The sequence below is a fragment of the Arthrobacter sp. NPDC058097 genome (assembly GCF_042884885.1).
In the GTDB taxonomy this organism is placed as follows: Bacteria; Actinomycetota; Actinomycetes; order Actinomycetales; family Micrococcaceae; genus Arthrobacter.
The window spans coordinates 1-21,817 of record NZ_JBHVSZ010000018.1 but is presented as its reverse complement, the minus strand read 5'-3'; the positions used below and the strand labels follow the sequence as shown (position 1 = coordinate 21,817).

At 67.6% G+C, this 21,817-nt stretch carries 18 protein-coding genes; 11 read left to right on the top strand and 7 right to left on the bottom strand.

Translation table 11 applies throughout. The features are described 5' to 3' along the window. Positions 1-71: 71 nt before the first annotated feature. Together ACFVTE_RS22600 and ACFVTE_RS22595 are read left to right on the top strand one after the other, a co-directional pair. On the top strand, positions 72-1,283 hold the full coding sequence (locus ACFVTE_RS22600; protein WP_387104570.1) for an acetoin utilization protein AcuC: 1,212 nt from the start codon (positions 72-74) through the stop codon (positions 1,281-1,283). A gap of 79 nt (positions 1,284-1,362) precedes the next feature. Next, positions 1,363-2,013 carry an ArsR/SmtB family transcription factor gene (locus ACFVTE_RS22595; RefSeq protein WP_387104567.1) on the top strand — a complete coding sequence of 217 codons (651 nt, stop codon included), beginning with the start codon at positions 1,363-1,365 and terminating at the stop codon, positions 2,011-2,013. Positions 2,014-2,016: 3 nt separating this feature from the next. Here ACFVTE_RS22595 and ACFVTE_RS22590 read toward each other — a convergent pair whose 3' ends face one another. Next, on the bottom strand, positions 2,017-3,354 hold the full coding sequence (locus tag ACFVTE_RS22590; protein WP_387104565.1) for an alpha-hydroxy-acid oxidizing protein: 1,338 nt from the start codon (positions 3,352-3,354) through the stop codon (positions 2,017-2,019). A gap of 107 nt (positions 3,355-3,461) precedes the next feature. On the opposite strand from ACFVTE_RS22590, the gene ACFVTE_RS22585 reads away from it, so the two are divergent. Continuing rightward, positions 3,462-4,169, top strand: a complete 708-nt coding sequence (locus ACFVTE_RS22585; protein ID WP_387104562.1) for a FadR/GntR family transcriptional regulator — start codon at positions 3,462-3,464, stop codon at positions 4,167-4,169. A gap of 85 nt (positions 4,170-4,254) precedes the next feature. Here ACFVTE_RS22585 and ACFVTE_RS22580 read toward each other — a convergent pair whose 3' ends face one another. From ACFVTE_RS22580 to ACFVTE_RS22570, 3 genes are read right to left on the bottom strand one after another with little or no spacing between them, the layout of a single operon-like run. Further along, positions 4,255-6,759 carry a beta-glucosidase gene (locus ACFVTE_RS22580; RefSeq protein ID WP_387104561.1) on the bottom strand — a complete coding sequence of 835 codons (2,505 nt, stop codon included), beginning with the start codon at positions 6,757-6,759 and terminating at the stop codon, positions 4,255-4,257. Beyond that, positions 6,760-7,821, bottom strand: a complete 1,062-nt coding sequence (locus ACFVTE_RS22575) for an MFS transporter (RefSeq protein ID WP_387104559.1) — start codon at positions 7,819-7,821, stop codon at positions 6,760-6,762. Between the two features lie 5 nt (positions 7,822-7,826). Then, complete coding sequence (locus tag ACFVTE_RS22570) at positions 7,827-8,048, bottom strand: hypothetical protein (RefSeq protein WP_387104557.1); 222 nt, start codon at positions 8,046-8,048, stop codon at positions 7,827-7,829. Positions 8,049-8,181: 133 nt separating this feature from the next. On the opposite strand from ACFVTE_RS22570, the gene ACFVTE_RS22565 reads away from it, so the two are divergent. Next, positions 8,182-8,772, top strand: coding sequence for a TetR/AcrR family transcriptional regulator (locus ACFVTE_RS22565; RefSeq protein WP_387104554.1), 591 nt, complete (start codon positions 8,182-8,184; stop codon positions 8,770-8,772). A gap of 126 nt (positions 8,773-8,898) precedes the next feature. Here ACFVTE_RS22565 and ACFVTE_RS22560 read toward each other — a convergent pair whose 3' ends face one another. Next, positions 8,899-9,912, bottom strand: a complete 1,014-nt coding sequence (locus tag ACFVTE_RS22560) for a LacI family DNA-binding transcriptional regulator (protein WP_387104552.1) — start codon at positions 9,910-9,912, stop codon at positions 8,899-8,901. Between the two features lie 185 nt (positions 9,913-10,097). Here ACFVTE_RS22560 and ACFVTE_RS22555 point away from each other — a divergent pair, with 185 nt between their 5' ends. Genes ACFVTE_RS22555 through ACFVTE_RS22540 form a run of 4 tightly spaced genes read left to right on the top strand, consistent with a single transcriptional unit; the run spans position 10,098 to position 14,561 of the window. Beyond that, a complete protein-coding gene (locus ACFVTE_RS22555; RefSeq protein ID WP_387104549.1) occupies positions 10,098-11,516 on the top strand; it encodes a Gfo/Idh/MocA family protein in 1,419 nt (472 codons plus the stop codon). 26 nt (positions 11,517-11,542) lie between these two features. Then, the gene (locus ACFVTE_RS22550) at positions 11,543-12,529 is read left to right on the top strand and encodes an NAD-dependent epimerase/dehydratase family protein (RefSeq protein ID WP_387104546.1); all 987 of its coding nucleotides are present in this window, start codon (positions 11,543-11,545) and stop codon (positions 12,527-12,529) included. Continuing rightward, positions 12,526-13,431: a 5-dehydro-4-deoxyglucarate dehydratase gene (locus ACFVTE_RS22545; RefSeq protein WP_387104543.1), complete on the top strand. Its 906-nt coding sequence runs from the start codon at positions 12,526-12,528 to the stop codon at positions 13,429-13,431. Before ACFVTE_RS22550 ends, ACFVTE_RS22545 begins: the two co-directional genes overlap by 4 nt. Next, positions 13,428-14,561: a mandelate racemase/muconate lactonizing enzyme family protein gene (locus tag ACFVTE_RS22540; RefSeq protein ID WP_387104704.1), complete on the top strand. Its 1,134-nt coding sequence runs from the start codon at positions 13,428-13,430 to the stop codon at positions 14,559-14,561. Before ACFVTE_RS22545 ends, ACFVTE_RS22540 begins: the two co-directional genes overlap by 4 nt. Positions 14,562-14,643: 82 nt before the next feature. Here ACFVTE_RS22540 and ACFVTE_RS22535 read toward each other — a convergent pair whose 3' ends face one another. Together ACFVTE_RS22535 and ACFVTE_RS22530 are read right to left on the bottom strand one after the other, a co-directional pair. Continuing rightward, positions 14,644-15,795 carry a M24 family metallopeptidase gene (locus ACFVTE_RS22535; RefSeq protein WP_387104540.1) on the bottom strand — a complete coding sequence of 384 codons (1,152 nt, stop codon included), beginning with the start codon at positions 15,793-15,795 and terminating at the stop codon, positions 14,644-14,646. After that, positions 15,792-17,855 carry a DUF6807 family protein gene (locus ACFVTE_RS22530; RefSeq protein ID WP_387104538.1) on the bottom strand — a complete coding sequence of 688 codons (2,064 nt, stop codon included), beginning with the start codon at positions 17,853-17,855 and terminating at the stop codon, positions 15,792-15,794. The genes ACFVTE_RS22535 and ACFVTE_RS22530 overlap by 4 nt, the downstream gene beginning before the upstream one ends. A 377-nt stretch (positions 17,856-18,232) precedes the next feature. Between ACFVTE_RS22530 and ACFVTE_RS22525 the strand changes: the two genes are divergently transcribed. The 3 genes from ACFVTE_RS22525 (at position 18,233) to ACFVTE_RS22515 (ending at position 21,618) form a co-directional block, all read left to right on the top strand. Then, on the top strand, positions 18,233-19,177 hold the full coding sequence (locus ACFVTE_RS22525) for a carbohydrate ABC transporter permease (RefSeq protein WP_387104537.1): 945 nt from the start codon (positions 18,233-18,235) through the stop codon (positions 19,175-19,177). Further along, positions 19,167-20,114, top strand: coding sequence for a carbohydrate ABC transporter permease (locus ACFVTE_RS22520; RefSeq protein ID WP_387104535.1), 948 nt, complete (start codon positions 19,167-19,169; stop codon positions 20,112-20,114). The genes ACFVTE_RS22525 and ACFVTE_RS22520 overlap by 11 nt, the downstream gene beginning before the upstream one ends. Positions 20,115-20,262: 148 nt before the next feature. Then, the gene (locus ACFVTE_RS22515) at positions 20,263-21,618 is read left to right on the top strand and encodes an ABC transporter substrate-binding protein (RefSeq protein WP_387104533.1); all 1,356 of its coding nucleotides are present in this window, start codon (positions 20,263-20,265) and stop codon (positions 21,616-21,618) included. Positions 21,619-21,817 lie beyond the last annotated feature (199 nt).

The following is a 21,817-nucleotide window of genomic DNA, read 5'->3' as shown; positions in this document are numbered from 1 at the left end:
AGTAGTAAACCACTAAACCCCGCGCCGTGGCCGGGCGGAGCAGCAGACCGGGCTCCGGTAGCCTGTCAGTAATGACATTCCAGCCCGGCCTCAGCCTCCCCGCACTGCCAACGACGGTGGTGTGGGACGCCGCCATGACGGCATACAACTTCGGCCCGGGCCACCCCATGGCGCCCGAGCGCCTGGACCTGACCGCCCGGCTGGCCGGGAGCCTGGGGTTGCTTGACCTTCCCCACGTCACACTGGCCGCCCCGGACGTGGCCGACGACGCCGAGCTCACCACCGTCCACAGCCCCGACTTCGTGGCCGCGGTGCGCCAGGCCAGCGAGGACCCGGCCGCCGCGGACGGGTCCTACGGGCTGGGCACCGAGGACGACCCCGCCTTTGCCGGCATGCACGAGGCCGCGGCCCGCCTGGCCGGCGGCTCCCTACTCGCCGCGAGCTCGATACTGGACGGCTCGGCGGTCCGGGCCGTGAACTTCGGCGGCGGGCTGCACCACGCGTCCCGGGACCGCGCCAGCGGCTTTTGCGTGTACAACGATGCCGCCTTGGCGGTCCGGAAACTCCTCGACGGCGGCGTGCAGCGGGTGGCATATATCGACGTCGACGCCCACCACGGGGACGGGACGCAGAGCATCTTCTGGGACGACCCCCGCGTGCTCACCATCTCGCTGCACGAAACCGGCATGTCGCTGTTCCCCGGCACCGGCTTCGCCAACGAGATCGGCGGCCCCGAGGCCAAGGGCAGCGCGGTGAATGTGGCACTGCCAGCGGGAACCGGGGATGCGGGCTGGCTGCGTGCGTTCCACGCCGTGGTTCCGCAGCTGGTGGGTGCCTTCGCTCCCGAGGTCATCGTCAGCCAGCACGGCTGCGACTCGCACCGGCTCGATCCCCTGACGCACCTCAACGTCAGCGTGGACGGCCAGCGCGAGGCCGCCACCGCCGTCGCGAACCTGGCCGCCCGCTACTGCGGGAACCGCTGGATCGCCACCGGCGGCGGCGGGTACCACATCACGGGCGTGGTGCCGCGGACGTGGAGCCACCTGATCGGCATCGCTGCCAACCGCCCGGTGCCGCTGCGCACCCCCGTGCCGGAGGCGTGGCGGACATACGTGCAGGAGCGCTACGGCGTGGACACGCCCGAGAGCATGGGCGACGACGCCGACGTCTGGTGGCGCTCCTGGGAAGTGGGCTTCGATCCCAACGACGACATCGACCGCACCGTGATGGCCACGCGCAAGGAAGTCTTCCCGCTGTACGGGCTGGACCCCTGGTTTGACTAGTTCCGCTAGTACTTCATGGGGACAACCACCGGCGAAATAGTAGATGCCATTCGGCGTATATGTCGCTAGGGTGGGTCTCATGGTGACAGACGACGTATTTGCCGTCATTGCTGAGGCAACGCGGCGCGACATTCTCGTGTCTCTCCAGTCGGGGGACAAAGCTGTGGGGGAGCTGGTCGAGGAGCTCGCCGCCAGCCAACCCACCATCTCCAAGCACCTCAAGGTGTTGCGCGAAGCAGACCTGGTCAGCATGCGCGCGCAGGGCCAGAAGCGCTACTACGCGCTCAATCCCAAGCCTCTGGCCGGCGTCGCAAGCTGGCTGGAGACGTTCGACGTCGGACGCGCGGCTTCCGCTGCAGCCTCACCGGACGCCGCAAACCAGCAGGCTGAGGAAGCCCAAGCCGGCACTGCGCGGGCGGCAGCCTCCGCGAGTCCTGCCCCCGCGCCCGCCGCCGGCCAGTCGGCCGAGGTGCCGGACGCATTCGCCGCCGCGGGGACCCAAGCCGCTGCGGCGCAACCCGGCAGCGCCGCGGAGGACGCCACCCACGCACCCGGGCGACCGTCGAGCGGCCAGCTCAGTCCCGCCGTCGTGGTCCCCGGCGGCCAGGTGCCCGGCGTCGCCGGCCAGGACGATACCGTCCCGCAGCAGATCGGCCGCACCGTGGGCCGCGCCGCGACGAAGGCCGCCGACCTGCTGGCGAATCTGCCGAAGTTCGGCCGCAAGAAGTAGCCGCTACCTGCCGAGGATCCGCACGTGGTCCGGGGTCAGCTCGGAGATCTTGCTGACGCCCAGGAGCGCCATGGTGCGGGCCATGTCCTTTTCCAGGATCTGCAGGACACGGTCCACGCCTGCCCGGCCGCCGGCCATGAGACCGTACAGGTAGGCGCGGCCGATCAGCGTGAACCCGGCGCCGAGGGCCAGGGCGGCAATGATGTCCGCGCCGCTCATGATGCCCGTGTCCAGCATGATCGCGGCGTTGCTGTTGTCCGCCTTGAGCGCCTTGGAGACCTCCGGGAGCAGGTGGAACGGGATGGGGGCGCGGTCCAGCTGGCGGCCGCCGTGGTTGGAGAGCACGATGCCGTCGGCGCCGTGGTCCACCACCTTGCGGGCGTCGTCCACGGTCTGGATCCCCTTGACCACCAGCTTGCCCTTCCAGGTTTCGCGCAGCCAGTCCAAGTCCTCGAAGGTGAGGGTGGGGTCGAACATCGAGTTGATGAGGTCGGCCACCGTGCCCGTGTACCGCGAGAGCGATGCGAAGGTGAGCGGCTCGTGGGTGAGGAAGTTGAACCACCAGGCCGGGCGGTAGGACGCATCCAGGACGGTCTTCAGCGTCAGCGCCGGCGGGATGGTCATGCCGTTGCGGACATCGCGCAGCCGTGCGCCGGCGACGGCGGTGTCCACCGTGACCATGAGGGTGTCGTTACCGGCATTCGCCGCGCGCTCGATCAGTTCGAGCGAGCGGTCCCGGTCCGTCCAGAGGTACAGCTGGAACCAGTTGCGGCCGTTGGGCGCCGCCGCGGCCACGTCCTCGATCGAGGCGGTGCCCATGGTGGAGAGCGTGTAGGGGATGCCCGCTGCCTCGGCGGCCTGCGAGCCGGCGTATTCGCCCTCGGACTGCATCATGCGGGTGAAGCCGGTGGGCGCGATGCCGACGGGAAGCCGGGAGGACTTGCCCAGAATGTCGGTGCTCAGGTCGATGCTGGACACGTTCCGCAGGATGCCGGGGCGGAACTCGATGTCCAGGAACGCCTCGCGGGCGCGGCGCAGGGTGATCTCGGACTCCGCCGCGCCGTCGGTGTAGTCAAAGGGGGCCTGGGGCGTGCGGCGCTTGGCGATGTCACGCAGCTCCCAGACGGTGCTGGCACGCTTGAGCCGCGCTTCCTTGCTGAACTCGGGCTTCTTGAACTGCATGAGCGGGGCGAGGTCCGAGTACTTCGGGACGCGGCGCTTCAGCGCGGCCGGGACTGCGGCAGCCGCAGCGGCTGCGCCGGCGGGCCGGGTGGCAGGAATGTCCGTGCTCTCCGGGGCCGGAGTCGTCTCGGGGTTGCTTGGCTGGATGGTGTGGGTCATGGCTTTCCTCCGTGGGCATGCCGGGAGATGCTGAACAGGAGCGTCCCCGCTGTGGTCTAACCACACTCTATGGCATGTGGTCCAACCACATCAAGTACCATGGGCTCATGCGCACGCACCAACTTGTCCTGCGGTGGATCGAGGACCAGCTCTCCGGCGGCCAGCTGGCCGTGGGCGGCCGCCTGCCCGCCGAGCGGACCCTGGCCGAGCAGCTCGGCGTCTCCCGCACCTCCGTCCGCGAGGCCATCAGGGTCCTCGAGGCCATGGGCGTGGTCCGGGCCGGCGTGGGTTCAGGCCCCGAGGCCGGGACGGTGGTGATCTCTGATCCGACGGCGGCACTCGGCTCCGCGCTGCGGCTGCATGTGGCCACGCAGCACCTGCCGGTGGAGGACGTGGTGGAAACGCGCGTGCTGCTCGAGTCCTGGGCGGCCGCCCGGGCCAGGCCGGATGCCCCCGAACTCGACCTCGCCGGGGCCCTGCTTGACGACATGGACGACGGCCACGCCGTCGATGACTTCCTGGCCCTGGACGTCCGCTTCCACCTGGCCCTGGCGGACGCCGCCGGCAACGCCGTGGTCAGCGCCATGATGGGGTCGCTGCGGGAGGCGATCCAGGGCTACGCGGGGCAGCTGACCGCGAATCTGCCCGACTGGGACGCCACAGCGTCCCGGCTCCGGGCGGAACACCGGGAGATTTTGGCGGCCATCCGGAAGGACGACGGCGGCCGGGCGGCCGAGCTCGTTGCCGCCCACATCCGGGGGTACTACAAGGAAGCCGGGCTGGGCCCGAAGGATTCGGACCCAGCCCGGCCGTAGCTGACCCCTGGGTGGAGTTTTTGTCCAGATAATGGCCGCAAAAGGGGCCTTAACTCGCGATATCTGGACAAAAACTCCAAAGGGGTTAGCGGACCTCGACCTCCAGCGCCTGGAAATCGTCGGCAGCGTGCCGGCCCACCAGCAGGCGGAAGGAGCCGCGCTCAACCTGCCAGCCGCCGTCGTAATGGCCAAAGGCCCGGGACGGGATCCTGACCTCGACGGTGTCCGTGCCGCCCGCCGCCAGGTGCGTCCCGGCGTATCCGGCCAGCCAGCGCACAGGCCGCTCCACCGCGGAATCCTCGCGGGACAGGTAGACTTGGACCACTTCGCGGCCGGTGCGGGTGCCGGTGTTCCGGACAGGGACGTGCACCACGATGTCCTGGCCGGCCGGAACGGACTGCGGTGCGTGCGCGGTGCCGAGTTCGAACGTCGTGTAGCCCAGCCCGAAGCCGAACGGCAGCAGCGGGGCGGCGCCGCCCCCGGCCTGCTGCCTGAGCCAGGCGCGGTAGCCCACATGGATGCCCTCGCTGTAGACCACCTTGCCGTCAACGGGCGTGGTGTTCAGTACGGGCACGTCCTCGAGTGCCGCCGGCCAGGTGGTGGGCAGCCGGCCGGCTGGCTCTTCCTTGCCGAGCAGGATGTCCGCCACGGCGGTGCCGAATTCCTGGCCGCCGAACCAGCCCAGCAGCACCGAGCCGACCCTGTCCAGCCATGGCATCAGCACCGGTGAACCGGAGTTGACCACCACCACGGTGCGCGGATTAACCGCGGCCACGGCCTCAACAAGCTCGTTCTGGTAGCCGGGGAGGTCCAGGTCCTTCCGGTCGAAGCCCTCTGATTCGATCGCGGCGTTGGTGCCCACCACCACGACGGCGACATCGGCGGCCCGTGCAGCCTCGATGGCCGCCCGGATCTCGGCCTGGGGGTCGGCGACGATGGCTTCCTCGCCGAGCAGGATGGCCGTCAGCGGGATCTCCTGCTGCTGCGGCAGCTGGTACAGGGCGTCGATGGCGAACCGCTGGCCGGCCGCGGCCTCGAAGGCGTGGATAGTCTGGGGCGGGTCGAACAGGGCGGCGCCCAGGACATCGGTGTCGTCTTCCAGTTCGCCGTTGAAGACCTCGGAACCGTCGATGGAGACGGCGATGTGGCCCACCGTTCCCACGCCAAGGTGGCGGACACCTGCAGTTTCCGCCGTCCACTCGGTCTGCATGCGGATGGCCGCCGTGCCCTCCGGAATGCCGACCCCGAACCAGATCAGGTGCGAAGCCAGCCGGTCCTCGCCGGAGATCTCCGTGCCGTCGGCGGCCAGGAAGGTGACGCGCATGCCGGGCACGCCGCTGACCGGGTTGTGCAGGGCCTTGCGGGCGAACGGCTGCAGCCCCTCGGCCACCTTGGCGCCGCGGGCGTAAGTGACTGTGACGTCGTCGGGAAGTGCTTTGCGCAGGCCCTCCAGCGGCGAAACGGTGTACCTGGGCATGACGGTGGCGCTGCCGCCGCCCTGCGTGCGTGCTTCCTCGGCGTTGTGACCGATGACGGCGACGCTGCCGAGCAGCTTGGCGTCGAGGGGGAGCAGGCCGCCCTCGTTGCGGACCAGCACGGCGCCGCGGACTGCCACCTCGCGGGCCACCTGGGCGCCGTCGAGTTCCGTGGGGAAGGCGGTGGCCGGCTCGAAGCCGTCGAGCGCACCGACCCGGGCGGCGAGGCGCAGGATGCGGGTGACCTTTTCCAGGACCGCGTCCCGGCTGACACGGCCGTCCTCGACGGCGGCGAGCAGCTTGGCGCCCCAGTGGCCCACCGGACCCGGCATCTCCAGGTCCTGGCGGGCGTTGGCGGCCTCCACCGAGCGCACGCCGGTCCAGTCTGAGACCACGACGCCGTCGAAACCCCACTCGGTGGACAGCGGAGTTTCGAGCAGCTTGTTCTCGCTGGCCGTGGTGCCGTTGATGGAGTTGTAGGAGCTCATGACCAGCCAGGCCCGGGCCTCGGTGATGGCGTCCTCGAACGCGGCCAGGTACAGCTCTCGCAGGGGCCGTTCATCGACGACGGAGTCGGAGGTGAACCGGTCGGTCTCGGCCTCGTTGGCGAGGTAGTGCTTCGGCGTGGCGCCCACGCCCATCGACTGCACGCCGGAGACGTACCCCGCGGCCAGGGTGGCGGTGAGGCGCGGATCCTCGCTCATGCATTCGAAGTGGCGGCCGCCCAGCGGGGAGCGGTGCAGGTTGATCGTGGGGCCGAGGACGGCGTGCACACCCTTCCGGCGCGCCTCCTGGCCCAGCACCTGGCCGTAGCGGCGGGCGATGTCCACGCTCCACGTGGCGGACAGGGCGGACGACGACGGCAGGGAGACTGAGTCGTGCCGCTCGTCGAAGTCTTCGCCCCTGACGCCGGCGGGGCCGTCGGACAGCACGATCCGGCTCAGGCCGATATCCGGCAGGGCGTGGGTGGACCAGACATCGGCGCCGGTGAGCAGCGTGACCTGCTGCTCCAGGCTCAGGCTCCCGGCGAGTTCGCGCAGGCGCGCCTCGGCGTCCTCCGGCAGGTCAGCGTTTGCGGCGCGGAGGGTCTTTTGTGCGGACAGGGTGGGGTTCACTTACTTGACTCCTTTGATGCGGGTGACGAGGACGGCGCCGATGATCCCGACGGCGGCCCCGCCGAGGAAGAGGGCGGGGTAGCCGCCGAGGGCGATGACGGGGAAGGCGACGGCGGGCACGATGGACTGGGGGAGCGCCTGGGCGATGTTGAACACCCCGAAGGTCTTGGCATTCTCGGTCTGGCCGCTGGGCAGCAGGTCGGCGATGAGGGCCACATCGACGGCGCCGAAGCAGCCCAGGCCGAGGCCCACGATCGCCTGGCCGACGAGGACCTGGTCCGTACCCGGACTCATCGCGATGACGATGAGGCCCGCCATGATGATGAGGCTGGAGGCGATGACCAGGGTCTTGCGTTTGCCGATCCGGTCGCTGATCCAGCCGCCCGCGATGCTGGTGACCACGGTGCCCGCGGAGCTGACCAGGGTGGCCTGGAAGACCAGCGAGGGGATGCTTTCCTCGGCCACATGGAGCTGGTCCGCGAAGAAGTACGGCAGGTAGAGCAGCCCTGCACAGTAGCCGATGTAGACCATGAACTTGGTCAGCCAGGCCCAGCCGAGGCCGGGGTGGAGGCGCGGATCGAAGTAGAACGAGCCCAGGATTTCCTTGAGGTCCAAAGGCGCCGGCCGTTCGGTGAGGACCCGGTCCTTGAAGGTGAAGGCGAAGCCGATGGCCAGTGCGGTGCCTACGATGCCCGGAACCACCGCCATCTGGAAGGCATTGTCGAAGAGCTGCGCGAAGTAGGCCGCAGCCACGAGGCCGATCGGCAGGGTCATGCCGATGAGGCCGGAGAGGCGGCCGCGCTCGGCGGGGGCGGCCTGGTCCGGGAGGGTCGCAACGAGGGCGGCCAGCGCGGCGTTGAAGCCCAGCTGCGCCACCACCCAGGCACCCAGGACGCCGGCTACATCGCCGGCGAGGCCCAGGAAGAAGAGCGCGGTGAGTCCGATCAGCGAACCGCCGACGATCCACGGCTTGCGCATGCCGAACCGGGAGGTGGTGCGGTCGCTCAGGCGTCCGAAGAACGGGTTTGCCAGCAGGGCGATGACGGCCCCGACGCCGGCCACCAGGCTCAGTGCTCCGGCCCTGGTTTCCGGAGTGGTGATCTCCGAGACCTGATGGCGAGGACCACGAGGGCCGGCGCGAGCAGGGCCATCCACAGGCCGGCGCTGGCGATGGGCATGCCGATGACGTAGGCCCGGGGTGCTTTGAGGGGAACCTCGACGGACGGTCCTGCGGTTGAAGAGAGTGCGGGCGGTGCCGCGGTCTCCTCGGAGAGGGATTCGATGGCCACATTGCCTCCTGACGAAAAAGTGACCCACCGTTGGGCCGCAGAGTAAGCCTAGCGCCGAAAACCGAGTGTGACTAGGTTTTGCTGGATGTTGACTTGTCCGCCGGCAGCCGGAGCCGTGAAATAAACTGGCGAAATGTCTCCCTCCAAGCCCCGCGGGCAGTACGCCAAAGGCGCCGAACGCCGCGAGCAGATCATCCAGACCGCCACAGATGTATTTGCCAGCGAAGGCTTCGAGGGCGCGGCGCTAAAGCGCGTGGCCGAGCTTGTGGGGGTCAAGGAAGCAACGCTTTTCCACTACTTCAGCGGCAAGCAGGAGCTGCTGACGGCGGTGCTTGCCGAGCGCGACCGGCGCAGCAGGGACATCGGGGGATTGGCCGAGTTTGGCCTGTCCATGCTGGCCTCGGTCGCGGAACGGAACGAGAAAGAGCCCGGGCTGACCACGCTTTACGCGGTGGCATCGGCTACGGCCAATGATCCCGGGCACGCTTCGCACGGCTACTTCCAGGACAGGTACTCCCAGCTGGTCGAGGAGCTGGCGCTCGACATCGGCCGGCGCCAGGATGCGGGGGAGGTCCGCTCCGACGTCACTGCGGAGTCACTCGCCCGGCTGGTGATCGCCGCCTTCGACGGGCTCCAGCTGCAGTGGCTGTACGACAAGAAAGTGGACATGGCCGGCGGCCTGACGGAGCTCGTCGACGTGCTCCTGCTCCCGGCCAAGTCATAACGACGGCGGCCCCTAAGTCCGCGGGGGTCCCCGAATTCGTGCAGGGCTTGGAGTTTTTGTCCACTTGTCGCGACTTAGAGGCCCTTTAGCGGCCATTATCTGGACAAAAACTCCAATGGTGGGTGGCTAGTTTGCCGCAGGGCCCGTGCTTCCCCGGATCTCCAGGCGCGGCTGGAAGGTGGTCTCCTCGTCGGGCGCCTCGGCGCTGCGGATCAGGGCCCGGAGGCTGTGCCAAGCGCGTTCGCCGAGTTCCGTGATGGGAACGGCGGCGGTGGTGAGCGGCGGGGTGGTGTACCGGGCGAAGGGGATGTCGTCGAAGCCGGTGATGGAGATGTCCTCGGGAACGCGGACCCCGCGTTCATGCAGTCCGCTGAGCAGCCCCATGGCCACGAGGTCGTTGAACGCAAGCACCCCCGTCACCCCGCTGGCCAGCACCTCATCCACTGCTTCGTGGCCGGTCTCGAAGCTCGAGCCGCCCTCGAGCATCCGGAGTTCGACGCCGGGATGAGCCGCCCGGAACTTGTCCAGGCCCGCCATGCGGGCCCGGTTGGAGGCACTTCGGGCGGGACCGGCCAGGAAAGCGATGCTGGTATGCCCCAGGCCCACCAGGTGTTCCGCGAGCTCCTGCACGCCCTGGCTGTAGTCGACTTCAAGGCTTGGCACTCGGGTTTCAGTGGTACTGCGGTTGATCAGGACCATGGGGTGCAGTGACGGCGCAAGCTCCTCGAGTTCGGCGTCGCCCATGCGCGGCGCGCACAGCACCAGCCCGTCGCAGCGCCGCCGTGCTTCCCCGGCCAGAATAGCCTCCTCGCTGGAGACCTCCGAGGAGTCGGCGATGAGCACCCGGTAGCCGTCCTGGGCTGCGGCCATGCTCAGCCCGCGCAGGATGGCCTGGAATGTGGGGTTGGCGAGGTCCGGCACCACGATGCCGATGGTGTCGGTCTTGCCCAGGGCCAGGCTGCGGCCCACGGGATTTGGCTGGTAGTTCAGTTCGGCGGCCGCGTCCCGCACGCGCTGGGCAATGGCCGGATCCACGGTGAAGTTGCCGTTCATCACGCGGGAAACGGTGGCATGCGAGACGCCGGCCCTGATGGCGACGTCCGCAATGCCGATCCGCCGGGTGCCGGTTCTCCTGCCCATCTGCTTCCTTCCTGTTCCCCGCCGCTGCCGCGGCCCTCCGGCTCCTGCGTCAGATGGTTGACGTGCTCGCCGGTGTCTTGATACAAAGCTTATAACGTTTCGAGAAAACGCTTTCTCAGGATTCTTCCTTCATGTGGGCAGGGCGTCAAGCGGCCCGCCTACCGCCTTTGGAAAGGGGCCCACCCATGGTCAATGCCGACACCGCCCAGCAGCCACAGCCTGAAACGAAAACACGGATCACGCGGTCCCGCATCGCCCTGATCGGCACCGGCGGCCGCTCGGAAATGTACATCCGCGCCATCCTCGGCCGGCACGCGGATGTGACCGAACTGGTGGCCCTCTCCGACGCCAATCCCGGCCGCGTGGAGTACTACCAGCGGCTCATCCGGGAACTCGGGGCGGAGGGACCCGCTGACTCGTTCGAACCCGGCAACCTGACCGAATACATCAGGACCAACGCGATCGACCGGGTCATCGTCACCACCCCGGACTACACCCACGCGGACTACATCGTCGAAGCGCTGGAGGCGGGGGCCGACGTCGTGGTTGAAAAGCCGCTGACCATCGACGCCGAGGGCTGCCGCCGCATCACCTCGGCCGTTGCGGCCACCGGCCGCAACGTGGTGGTCACGTTCAACTACCGCTACTCCCCCCGGAACAGCGCGCTCAAGCAGGTCATCCAGGACGGCGTGATCGGCAAGGTCACCTCCATCGACTTCAGCTGGGTCCTGGACACGGTCCACGGCGCCGACTACTTCCGCCGCTGGCACCGGGACAAGGGGAACTCCGGCGGCCTGCTCATCCACAAGGCCTCCCACCACTTCGACCTGGTGAACTGGTGGATCGACGACGTTCCCGAGCGGGTCTACGCGTCCGGCGGCCTGCGGTTCTACGGCGCCAAAAATGCAGCGGAGCGCGGCCTCGGCGCCCGGCCAGTGCGCGGCACAACAGAGCGCGGCACGCTCCCGGAAGCGGAAGGAACCAAAGACCCCTTCGCGCTGGACCTCCGGGAGGACGAACGGCTGCGCGGGCTGTACTACGACAACGAAAAGTTCGACGGCTACCGCCGGGACCAGGACGTCTTCACCGAGGGCATCACCATCGAGGACAACCTGGCGCTCACAGTGGATTACGACGGCGGGCCCACACTCAGCTACTCCCTGAACGCCCACAGCCCGTGGGAGGGCTACCGGGTTGCCGTCAACGGGACCGAAGGCCGGGCCGAGCTGGAGGTGGTGGAGCGTGCGGCCGTCGTCCACAGCAGCGACAAGAAAACCGTGGTGGACCCGTCCGCCACGCCCGTGGAGGAGGACGGCGCCGTGCGCCGCAACGGTGAGCGCCTCGTCGTCCAGCGCCACTGGGAGCCCGCCTACGAGGTGCCCATCGTCAACGGCGAGGGCGGCCACGGCGGAGGCGACAACCTCCTGCTCTCCGACCTCTTCAACGGCCCGGGCGAGGACCCGCTGGGCAGGCCCTCCGGCTACCTGGACGGGCTGCGCTCGGTGTCCGTCGGCATCGCGGGCAACCTGTCGCTGGAAACCAAACTCCCCGTCCGCATCAGCGAGCTTGGCCTGGGCGTCGAACTGCGCCGCGGCCGGGCCTGAGCGCAGCAGGAACAGGAAACAACACCATGAGCAGAATTCTTGTTACCGGCGGCGCCGGACGGCTCGGTCGCAGCGTGGTTGCCGGCCTGGCCGAAGCGGGCCACGAGGTGATCTCGGCGGACCGGGACGCCGTTCCGGACGGCACGTTCCCGGCCGGCGTCGAACAGGAAACGGCGGACCTGCTGGTCCCCGGCGAGGCGTTCCGCCTCCTTAGACGCACAGCGCCCGACGCCGTCATCCACCTCGCTGCTATCGCCGTGCCTTTCAGCGCGCCTGAGGACGTCATTTTCAGCACCAACACGCGGCTCGCCTTCGCGGTGGTCAGTGCGGCCACCGAACTGGGGATCGGGAAGATCATCACGGCCAGCAGCCCCACCGTCCTGGGCTACGGTTCGCCCGCCGGCTGGCTGCCGGAGTCCTTCCCGGTGGACGAGGAAACCACGCCCCGCCCGTGGAACGCCTACGCGCTGTCCAAACTGATTGCCGAGCAAACGGTGCAGATGTTCGCCGCGGCGCAGGGGGACCGCATCCGGTATGCGGCGTTCCGGCCCTGCTATGTCATTTCGCCGGAGGAGTGGGCGGGCGCCCCCACCCAGCAGGGGCACACCGTCCGCGAACGGCTCGCCGATCCCGCGCTGTCCGCGCCGGCGCTCTTCAACTACGTGGATGCCCGGGACGTGGCCGACTTCCTGGACGTGCTCCTGCGGAACATGGACTCCATCCCCAACGGCGAGACCTTCTTCGTGGGCGCCGCCGATGCGCTGGCCGCCGAACCGCTGGCCGCTCTTCTGCCGAGGTTCGTTCCCGGCAGCGAAGGGCACGCCGCGGGGCTCACCGGCAGCAGCCCCGCCTTTTCCATCGACAAAGCCAGGCGGCTGCTCGGCTGGGAACCCCGGCGAACGTGGCGCACGGAACTCGGCCAGGCAGAACTCGTCGGCGCTACCACCGGACTCACCACTGCAGCATCAGCCAGTACAGGACCAGCCACACCCGGATCACAGGAGACCAAATGAAACTCGACGGCGTGCTCTTCTTCCCCGTCACCCCCTTCGGCGCCGACGGCGCAGTGGACGTTGAGATCCTGAAGGAACACATCGCCTCGCGCCTCGCGCACCGTCCCGGCGGGGTGTTCCCGGCGTGCGGCACCGGCGAATTCCATGCCCTGAGCATCGACGAGGTGCGCACCGTGGTGACGGCCGCCGTCGAAACCGTCAAAGGCCAGGTGCCGGTCATCGCCGGCGCCGGCGGACCCCTGGGGCACGCGCTGGCCGCCGCCCGTGCGGCCGAGGAGGCGGGCGCCGACGCCCTGCTGGTCCTGCCGCCGTACCTGGTGTCCGGGCCCACCGACGGTGTGGTGGCCTACATGGAGGCGGTGGCCGGCGCGAGCAGCCTCCCGGTCATCGTCTACCACCGCGGCACGGCCAGGTTCACGGCCGAGGCCATTACGCAGCTCACCAATAACCCCAAGGTGATCGGCTTCAAGGACGGCATCGGGGACGTCGGCGTGGCCCAGGAGATCGTCTCCGCCGTCAAAGCCAGCGGCCGCGACGACTTCCTGCTCTTCAACGGCCTGCTGACCGCCGAACTGACGCAGGGCGCGTACCGTGGGCTCGGCATCCCGCTGTACTCCTCGGCGGCCTTCGCCATGGCCCCGGAAATCGCCACGGCCTACTATGACGCCTACGCGAGCGGCGATGAGGACCGCCGGCAGGCCCTGCTCGAGGGCTTCTACGCGCCCCTCGTGCGCCTGCGCGACCAGACGCCCGGCTTCGGCGTCTCCCTGATCAAGGCCGGGCTGCGCCTCAACGGACTGGCCGTCGGGCCGGTCAGGCCCCCGCTGGTTGACCCCACCGAGGACCAGCTCGTGGAGCTCAAGGCGATCCTGGCCAAGGGCCACGAGCTGGCCGGCCGCTGATGGCCAGGATCGCCGGACTCCACACGCGCCTGATCACGGTGCCCCTGCGGCGCAGCTGGGGAGCCGATGCGCCGGAGAACCACATTATCGCCACCAGCCTTTTTACGGACGACGGCGGTGCGGGGCACGGTTTTTCCTGGACGCCCACCATCGGGCCGCAGGCGGTCAAGGCCCTCTTGGACCACGACATCGCCCCCTTCATTACCGGGCTGGACGCGAACCCGGAGGTGGTCTGGGACCAGCTCTGGAAACGGCTGCACGAGGCCGGCGGCGGCGGGCTCACCACCATCGCGATGGCCGGCGTCGACCTCGCCCTCTGGGACCTGGCCGCCCGCACCGCGGGCGTGTCCGTGGCCGGGCTGCTGGGCCAGCGGCAGGAATCGGTGGAGGTCTACGGCTCGGGCGTGAACCTGCACTACTCCCTCGACGAACTCGTGGCCCAGACCGAACGGTGGGTGGCCGCGGGGCACCAGGCCGTGAAGATCAAGGTGGGCAAGCCGGACCTGGCGGAGGACGCCGAGCGCGTGGCCGCGGTCCGCTCCGTGCTCGGCCCGGACCGCCGGCTCATGGTCGACGCGAACCAGCGCTGGGACCTCCCCGCTGCCCTCCGTGCCCTGGACGTGCTTTGCCAGTTCGGCCTGGACTGGCTGGAGGAACCGCTGCGCGCCGACGACCTCTCGGCCTACCGCCGGCTGCGGAAACAGTCGCCGGTACCCATCGCCCTGGGCGAGAACGTCCACACCATCTACCGTTTCCGGGACTTCATCGAGGCCGAGGCCGTGGACATCATCCAGCCCAACATCATCCGGGTGGGCGGCATTACGCCGTTCCGCCGCATCGTTGAGCTGGCCCGGGCCAACAGCGTCCGGGTGGCGCCGCACCTGCTGCCCGAGCTGTCCGGCCAGCTCGCCCTGACCCTCGCCGAGGCCGTCAGCGTGGAGGACGTGGAGGACGCTTCCTTCGAACAGCTGGGCATCCTGGCGGGCCCGCCGCCGGTCCGGATCCGCGACAGCCGCCTATATGGCACCGGCCTGCCGGGCCTCGGGTTCAGCTTCGCCGCCGCACTCCTGCCCGAGCAGCGGGACCGCAGCTTCGACCTGCCGGCGGACCCGGCGTTCCGGCTCTCGTAGGTGCCTCTCACCCCCAAGTAAGTAGCAGCACAGGGCGTTCCCAGGCCTGGGAACGCCCTGTGCTGCTACCTAGTTGGGTCAGCTACAGCTGGAGGGTCAGCGGTCGGGGGAGTCCGTTGACGTCCGACGCCGGCCACCTCGGGTCGAGCGTCAGAACGCGGGTTCCCGCCGGCGTCAGCTGCACGGTGTCCTCGATTTTGACGCCCGGACCGGACGGATTCCAGGTGAAGGCCTGGTCGGGCACCACGACGTCGTCGGTGTCGGCGGTGGCGCGCGGGTCGCGGCCAGCGTAGCCCGCGGGTCCGCCCTGGTGGTGCAGCGTCCACTGGTCGGCGCCGAAACCGTGCCGGGCGTACGCGGCTTGGATTTCGGCGAAGATGCCGCCGAGTCTGGCGCCGGGAACCGTGGCGTCAAAAATGTCCGCCTCGACCGCGGCGATGCGTTCCTCGGCGTCCCGCTCCTCTGGCGTCCCGCCGTCGAACCGCACCCACCTGGTCAGGTTGGCCACCAGGCCGTGCCGCCGGGCGCACACCACGGCCATGGCGCGCCGGCCCAGGGGCGCAGGGGTGGGGAGCGGGTGCCGGAACGCGCCGCGTGAGCTGCCGTTGCAGAGCAGGACCAGGGGTTCGGCGCCGGCCGCGACGATCCGTGCGGCCAGGGCGGACGCAACCTCGAACTCGGTGGTCTCCGGCGCCGTCCGGGACAGGACGTCGGTCATGGCGCGGGCGGCATCGGCACACAGCCGCGCATAGCGGGCGCTCTCGCCGGGCAGCATCGGCTGGCGGGCGGACCGCAGTTCCGCTGCCACGGCCTTCTCTGCCAGCGGCCCGCCGGGGCCGGTGAGCGCACCGACGGCATCGGCGAACTGTCCGTGCCAGGGCACCGTGTGAAGTTCGACGCCGGGCGGCAGCTCTTCGGCGGCGAGGCGTTCGGCCTCGTTATTGAAGGTGATGAGATGGTCACCGGTGCGATCCACGAGGAGCGCCGCGATCGGATCGCCCGCCAGGCTGATGTGCACGCGGCTGCCGTCGAGATACCACGTGAGGGCGGTGTGGCTGGTCAGGAGCAGTGAGTCGCGCCCCGCGGCGTCGAGGATGTCCAGCACCCGCCGCCGTTTGGCGGCCCTGTCGTGCAGGTTGCCGGGCAGTGCGGTGCCCGTCTGTGGGGTTGGAACCGGTGCGGATCCGGTCAGTGCGGAGCCGGCCAGTGCGGTGGCGGATGCAGGAACGTTCATGCGGATTCCCCCAAGGATTCGGTGAGTTGTGCAATGTCTGTGATGTCCAGGATTCCGTCCGCGACCAGTACCGTGACGGTGCGCCGGACCGGGGTGTCCCGGGTGACGGTGAGCGGCCTGTCCCAGGCGAGCGAGAGCCCCACCCCCGGGTAGCCGGCCAGCCGGACGAACCACGGATCAGGTGCCTGCGGGGATGCGAGGAACACCAAGGTGGCCGCGTCGCCACTCCCGGGTGTTCCAGCTGCGCCGAACATTCCGCTCCAGGCCAGCCACGGGGCGACCGTTCCGTGCACGGCGTCCTCGCCCTCGGTGCCGGCCGTCCGGACCCGCGCGCCGTCGGTGGGTGGCAACCGCCAGAAGAAGCCGCCGTAGCCGCCGTTTTCGCGGCCGTTGGAGCCCGGGCTGCCGAGCGCCACCGACTCAGGTCCGGTGGGCGAAAGTTCGAAGTCCAGCGTCAGCTTCCACACCGACGGGCTGACGGCGTCATACCGCCAGTGCCGCTGCTCGGACAGGACCGCCGTGCCGTCGGGGCCGACCCAGGACAGGACCTCAGATAGCGCACCGACGGATGAGTCACTGCTCGTTGAGGTGCGCACGATCATGCCGTGATCCGGGCGCCATACGTAGCGGCCGTCGTCGCGCGTGTACGTCCGCCCGCCCCAGAAGTTGATGCCGCTGACGTCCTGCACTGCAACGCCAACGCCAAGGTGCCACACATGATCGGTGGGCTGGTGGTCAGTCACAACCGTGCCGGCCAGAGTGCGAACCGGATGCAGGTAAGGCCGTGGGGATGAGACGGGACGGATGCGGCCGCCGTCCTGATAGCTTGCTACTTCGCGTCCGGCGACAGTGAAAGTGGCGGCTGGCTCCAGCGCTCTGGCCCACGGTGCGCCCAGCTCGGAGAACGTTGCCTGGGCGAGGGTGGCCCGTTCGATCAGTTCGGCGATTCCGTCCACAACGGGGTGGGCGTCATCGTCGTTGCCTTCCCACTTGATGTACTTCTCGTCGATCTGCTGCGGGGCGGGTGCCGTGCGGACTGCTTCGAGCACAGCCATAAAGGCTCCCGAGCCGGACAGCGGGCTGAGCAGCTCTCCGCCCGAGGCACGTACCTCCAGCAGATTCTCCAGCAGATCCGTGCGGGCGAACACTTCCCGGCGCTCGCCGTGGTCAGTGCTCACCACCAGTTCGTCCTCCGTGTAAAAGAGCTCTGCCTTGCCTGCCGTGCCGAAAACAGTAACGGACGGACGTGTCTGCCGGGCGGCACAAAGGGTCAGTGCACAGGTGAGAACCTGTCCCCCGGAGGTACGGACCCGGACCACCGACGTGTCGTCGCTTTCCGTAGGGTGGGCGCGGTAGAGATCGGTTTCCACGCTGGCTACATCATCAAGGGTGCGGGCAGCGGCCACGCTGAGGCCCGTCACCACGGCGTGTGCCAGCGCGTTGGTGGCCACGCCGTCAACAACATCGGTTCCGTTGATTGCCCTCTTGCCGGCCCAGCGGGAGCGCTTGAAGTAGCTGCGCGTCCTGAGCCAGGTCCCCGTGGCGCCCAATCCGAGCACGTCTCCAATTTCCCCATCCGCGATAAGGCGCCGGATGGCGGGCAGCGCGTCAGACCCCAGGCTCTGGAAGCCAACCTGGACGAGCCGGCCTGCAGATTCGGCGCCCTGCAGCAGTTCCTGGAACTGCTGCAGGGACGCTGCCGGCGGCTTCTCTACATAAACGTCCGCGCCTGCGGATAGGGCAGCCATGGCGAGGGGAACATGCGTCTGGATGGGGGTAGCCAGGATGACTACATCCGGAGCGGTCCCCGCCTGAAGGAGATGATCGAGCGTTTCGAAGACGGCTACGGAGTCCTTGAGGACTCCGTCTGCGGGCGGGCGGGGGTCCGCTACAGCCACGAAATCGAGCACTCCGGAGGTCTGCAGCCGGGCCAGGTTGGCAAGGTGCCGCGCACCGAAACCGTGTACGCCGACGAGTGCTACCCGGGGCACCGGGTTCTGTCCCCTTTGGGGAGCGGGAGCGGCGGCAGGGGAAGGAGCGTAAGCCGAAGATTGCGACATGCGGGTTGATCCTTGCGGGGAAGTAATTGCTGGACAGGGAGAAAACGCAGGCACTAACACCGTACCCGAGAAAACGCTTTCTCGCATCAGTGTGAGTGTGGGCCCCCGCCGATTTGGCCTGACATGGAAAGCGGTTTCCTGAATTTCCGAAATAATCTGTACATCACCTTGGAAAGCGTTTACCGTTGTACCGACCGCTTCACGAAAAGTGACGGAGGGCACAAAGCCCTTCCGCCGAACGGAGCAATAATCCGCGGCACGGGGCGGCCCCGGGACTGCCTGGGGCGGACCGCCCGCGCGGGAATGGCCACGATGACCAAAGGAGACCGCATGGCCGCTCAACACATACCTAAGCCGCAGCGAGCGAGGTGCTCGCAGTGAGTGCCATCACCGAACTCACGTCCCTCTCGCGCCGCAAGGGGCCGAAGACTGCCGAAGAGAAGAAGGCCAGCGGGCGGGACAACAAGGCCGCCTATATCTTCCTGCTGCCGTGGCTGGTGGGGCTGGTGGCCATCACCGTCGGTCCCATGGTTATGTCGCTGTACCTCTCGTTCACCGACTACAACCTGATTCAGGCCCCGGAGTGGGTGGGGCTGGAGAACTTTCAGCGGATGTTCACCGACGCGAGGCTGCACAATTCGCTCGGGGTGACGTTCACGTACGTACTCGTCGGCGTTCCGCTGCAGCTTGCGGTTGCCCTGCTGATCGCGCTGGTGCTGGACAAGGGCCTGCGGGGCCTGCCGTTCTACCGCTCTGTCTTCTACTTGCCGTCGCTGCTCGGCGGCTCGGTGGCCATCGCGATCCTGTGGAAGCAGATCTTCGGCACCACCGGCCTCGTGAACCAGGTGCTTGCCCTTGCCGGCATCGAGGGGCCGGGGTGGATCTCTGACCCGAATACGGCACTGGGATCGATCATCCTGCTCCACGTCTGGACCTTCGGCGCTCCGATGATCATCTTCCTCGCCGGTCTGCGCCAGATACCCAACATGTACTACGAAGCCGCCGAGGTGGACGGTGCCACCAAGTTGCAGCAGTTCTGGCGCATCACCCTGCCGCTCCTGAGCCCCATCATCTTCTTCAACCTGGTGCTGCAGATCATCGGATCATTCCAGTCATTCACCCAGGCGTTCATCGTCTCCGGCGGCAACGGCGGCCCTTCGGATTCGACGATGTTCTTCACGCTCTACCTGTACCAGAAGGGCTTCGGCCAGTTCGACATGGGATACGCCTCCGCCATGGCCTGGTTCCTGCTGGTCATTATCGGCGCATTCACCGCCATCAACTTCATCGCTGCAAAGTATTGGGTTTTCTATGACGACTAAGCTGGAAGCGCTGCCCGCCCCGAGTAAGAAAGCTCCGGCCGGCAAGCCAACGAACTCCCGAGGGCCACGCAAAATCCGCGAATCACCCGGTGGCCTTGCCTTTAGCCGGCGCGCTCGGACCAAGGCACTGATCAAGCACGCGATCCTGATCGCCACCGGCGGAGTCATGATCTACCCGCTGCTGTGGATGGTTGTTTCCTCGCTGCGCGCCAACGAACTCATCTTCCGCGACCCGGGCCTGTGGCTCAACACCCTGGAAATGGGCAACTACACGGACGGATGGTCGGCTCTGACCCACCCGTTCGGCCACTACATGATCAATTCCGCGGTGGTGGTGCTGGGATCAATCCTGGGCAACCTGATCTCGTGCTCCATGGCCGCCTACGCTTTCGCCAGGCTCCAGTTCACGGGGCAGAAGATCTTCTTCGGCATCATGCTGCTCACCATCATGCTGCCGTTCCACGTGGTGATTGTCCCGCAGTACATCCTGTTCTCGCAGATTGGCTGGGTGAACACCTTCTGGCCGCTCATCGTTCCGAAGCTCCTGGCAACAGATGCATTCTTCGTGTTCCTCATGGTCCAGTTCATCCGGGGCATCCCAAGGGAGCTTGATGAAGCGGCGAGGATTGACGGCGCCGGCCATCCGCGGATTTTCCTGCGGGTGATTCTGCCGCTGATGGTCCCCGCGCTGGCCACCACCGCCATCTTTACCTTCATCTGGACCTGGAACGACTTCTTCGGGGCCCTCATCTACCTGACGGACCCGGACATGTTTACTGTTCCCGTTGCGCTGCGGGCGTTCGTGGATTCGCAGTCCGCCACCAGCTGGGGCTCGCTCTTCGCCATGTCCATCGTTTCCCTTCTGCCCGTGTTCCTGGTTTTCCTCTTCGGGCAAAGGTTCCTCATCAAGGGAATCGCCACGACCGGCATCAAGTAGGCGCGGGACCTAACGCTGGGCTGAGTGCCAGCGCCGACCGCTCCCGTGCAATCAAGCCCAAGTACTTGTAATACAAGATAGCTACTTATAATATTAGTTGGAAAGCGTTTTCCTGACCCTTCAAGATCAAAGAAGATCGGAGTGAACTGTGCAACTGTTCTCCAAGCCTGCACCTGACGCCGGGACCGCCCGGCCCAAGGTATCGAAGACCCCGCGAAGGCTGCGAATGGGAGGAGCGGTTGCTGCCGCTGCCGCCGTCGTCCTTGCACTCAGTGCCTGCGGCGGGGGATCCGGCGCCCAGAGCCCCGACGGAAAGGTTGAACTCCGTTTCTCCTGGTGGGGCAGCGACAAGAGGGCGCAGGTGACCCAGGAAGCCATCAAGGCCTTCGAAGCCGAGAACCCGAACATCAAGATCAAGCCGGAATACGGCGACTGGAGCGGTTACTGGGACAAGCTGGCCACGCAGGTGGCTGCCAACGACGCTCCCGACATCATCCAGATGGACGAGAAGTACATCACCGAGTACTCCAGCCGCGGAGCCCTGCTTGACCTGTCGAAGTACGGCATCGACACCTCCAAGCTCGACGAGGCCACGCTGAAGGCGGGGCAGAGCGACGACGGCCTGACGGGTATCCCGGCCGGCATCAATGCAGCCACCATCCTTGCAAACCCGGCTGTGTTCAAGGCTGCCGGTGTGGCATTGCCCGACGACGCGACCTGGACCTGGGAAGACTTCGAACGGATCTCTGCCGAGGTGACGGCCAAGTCCCCGAAGGGCACCTACGGGGCGGCGGCCTACGGGACAGATGAGGCATCCCTTGGGGTCTGGCTGAGGCAGAACGGAAAGTCCCTCTACACCGAAGATGGCAAGCTCGGCTTTGAGCCGGCGGACATCGCCGCCTGGTGGGCGTTCCTCAAGCAGATGAGTGAGGGCAAGGCAGTTCCCTCGGCCTCAGAGGTTGTTGAAGCTGACGCCGCGCCCCTGGACCAGAGCGGTCTCGCAACGGGCAAGAACGGACTCGCCTTCTGGTGGTCCAACCAGCTTCCCGCACTGGAAAAGGCTGCGGGCTCAGAATTGAAGATTCTGAGGTTCCCCACAAAGACCGGCTCCGCTGCTGATGCCCAACTCTGGTACAAGGCCTCGCAGTTCTGGTCGGCATCCTCCAGAACCAAGCATCCTGAGGAGGTCGCCAAGTTCATCAACTTCCTCGCGAACGACGCCAAGGCCGGCGAAGCACTCCTGGCCGACCGCGGGGTCTACCCGAATACCGATGTGCGCAAGGCGATTTCCACCAAGCTGACCCCTGCAGACGTCAAGGTTGTGAAGTTCATCGACCAGATCAAGACCGAACTCGGCGAGGCTCCCGCCCCGCCGCCGAAGGGCGCAGGTGCCATCCAGGAAATCATCAAGCGCTACACCTCTGAGGTGCTGTTCAACAGGCTCTCGGCAGATGAAGCCGGCAAGAAAGCAGTCGACGAGATGACGTCAGCCATCAGCAGTTAACTCCACCACGGAAGGGAAAACCCCCGGGCAGTCTCCAAGGGAGATGGCCCGGGGGTTTTCCGCGTCAGGCGGGGAGTTTTTGTCCACGTATCACGACTTCGGGGCCGGCAAAGTCATATGGTCGTAGCAACGCTCTGATAGATGGAGCGTTCAGATGCCAAAGTTGTTTCCCGTCAGTGCCCGTGGTGATTTCCTCGAT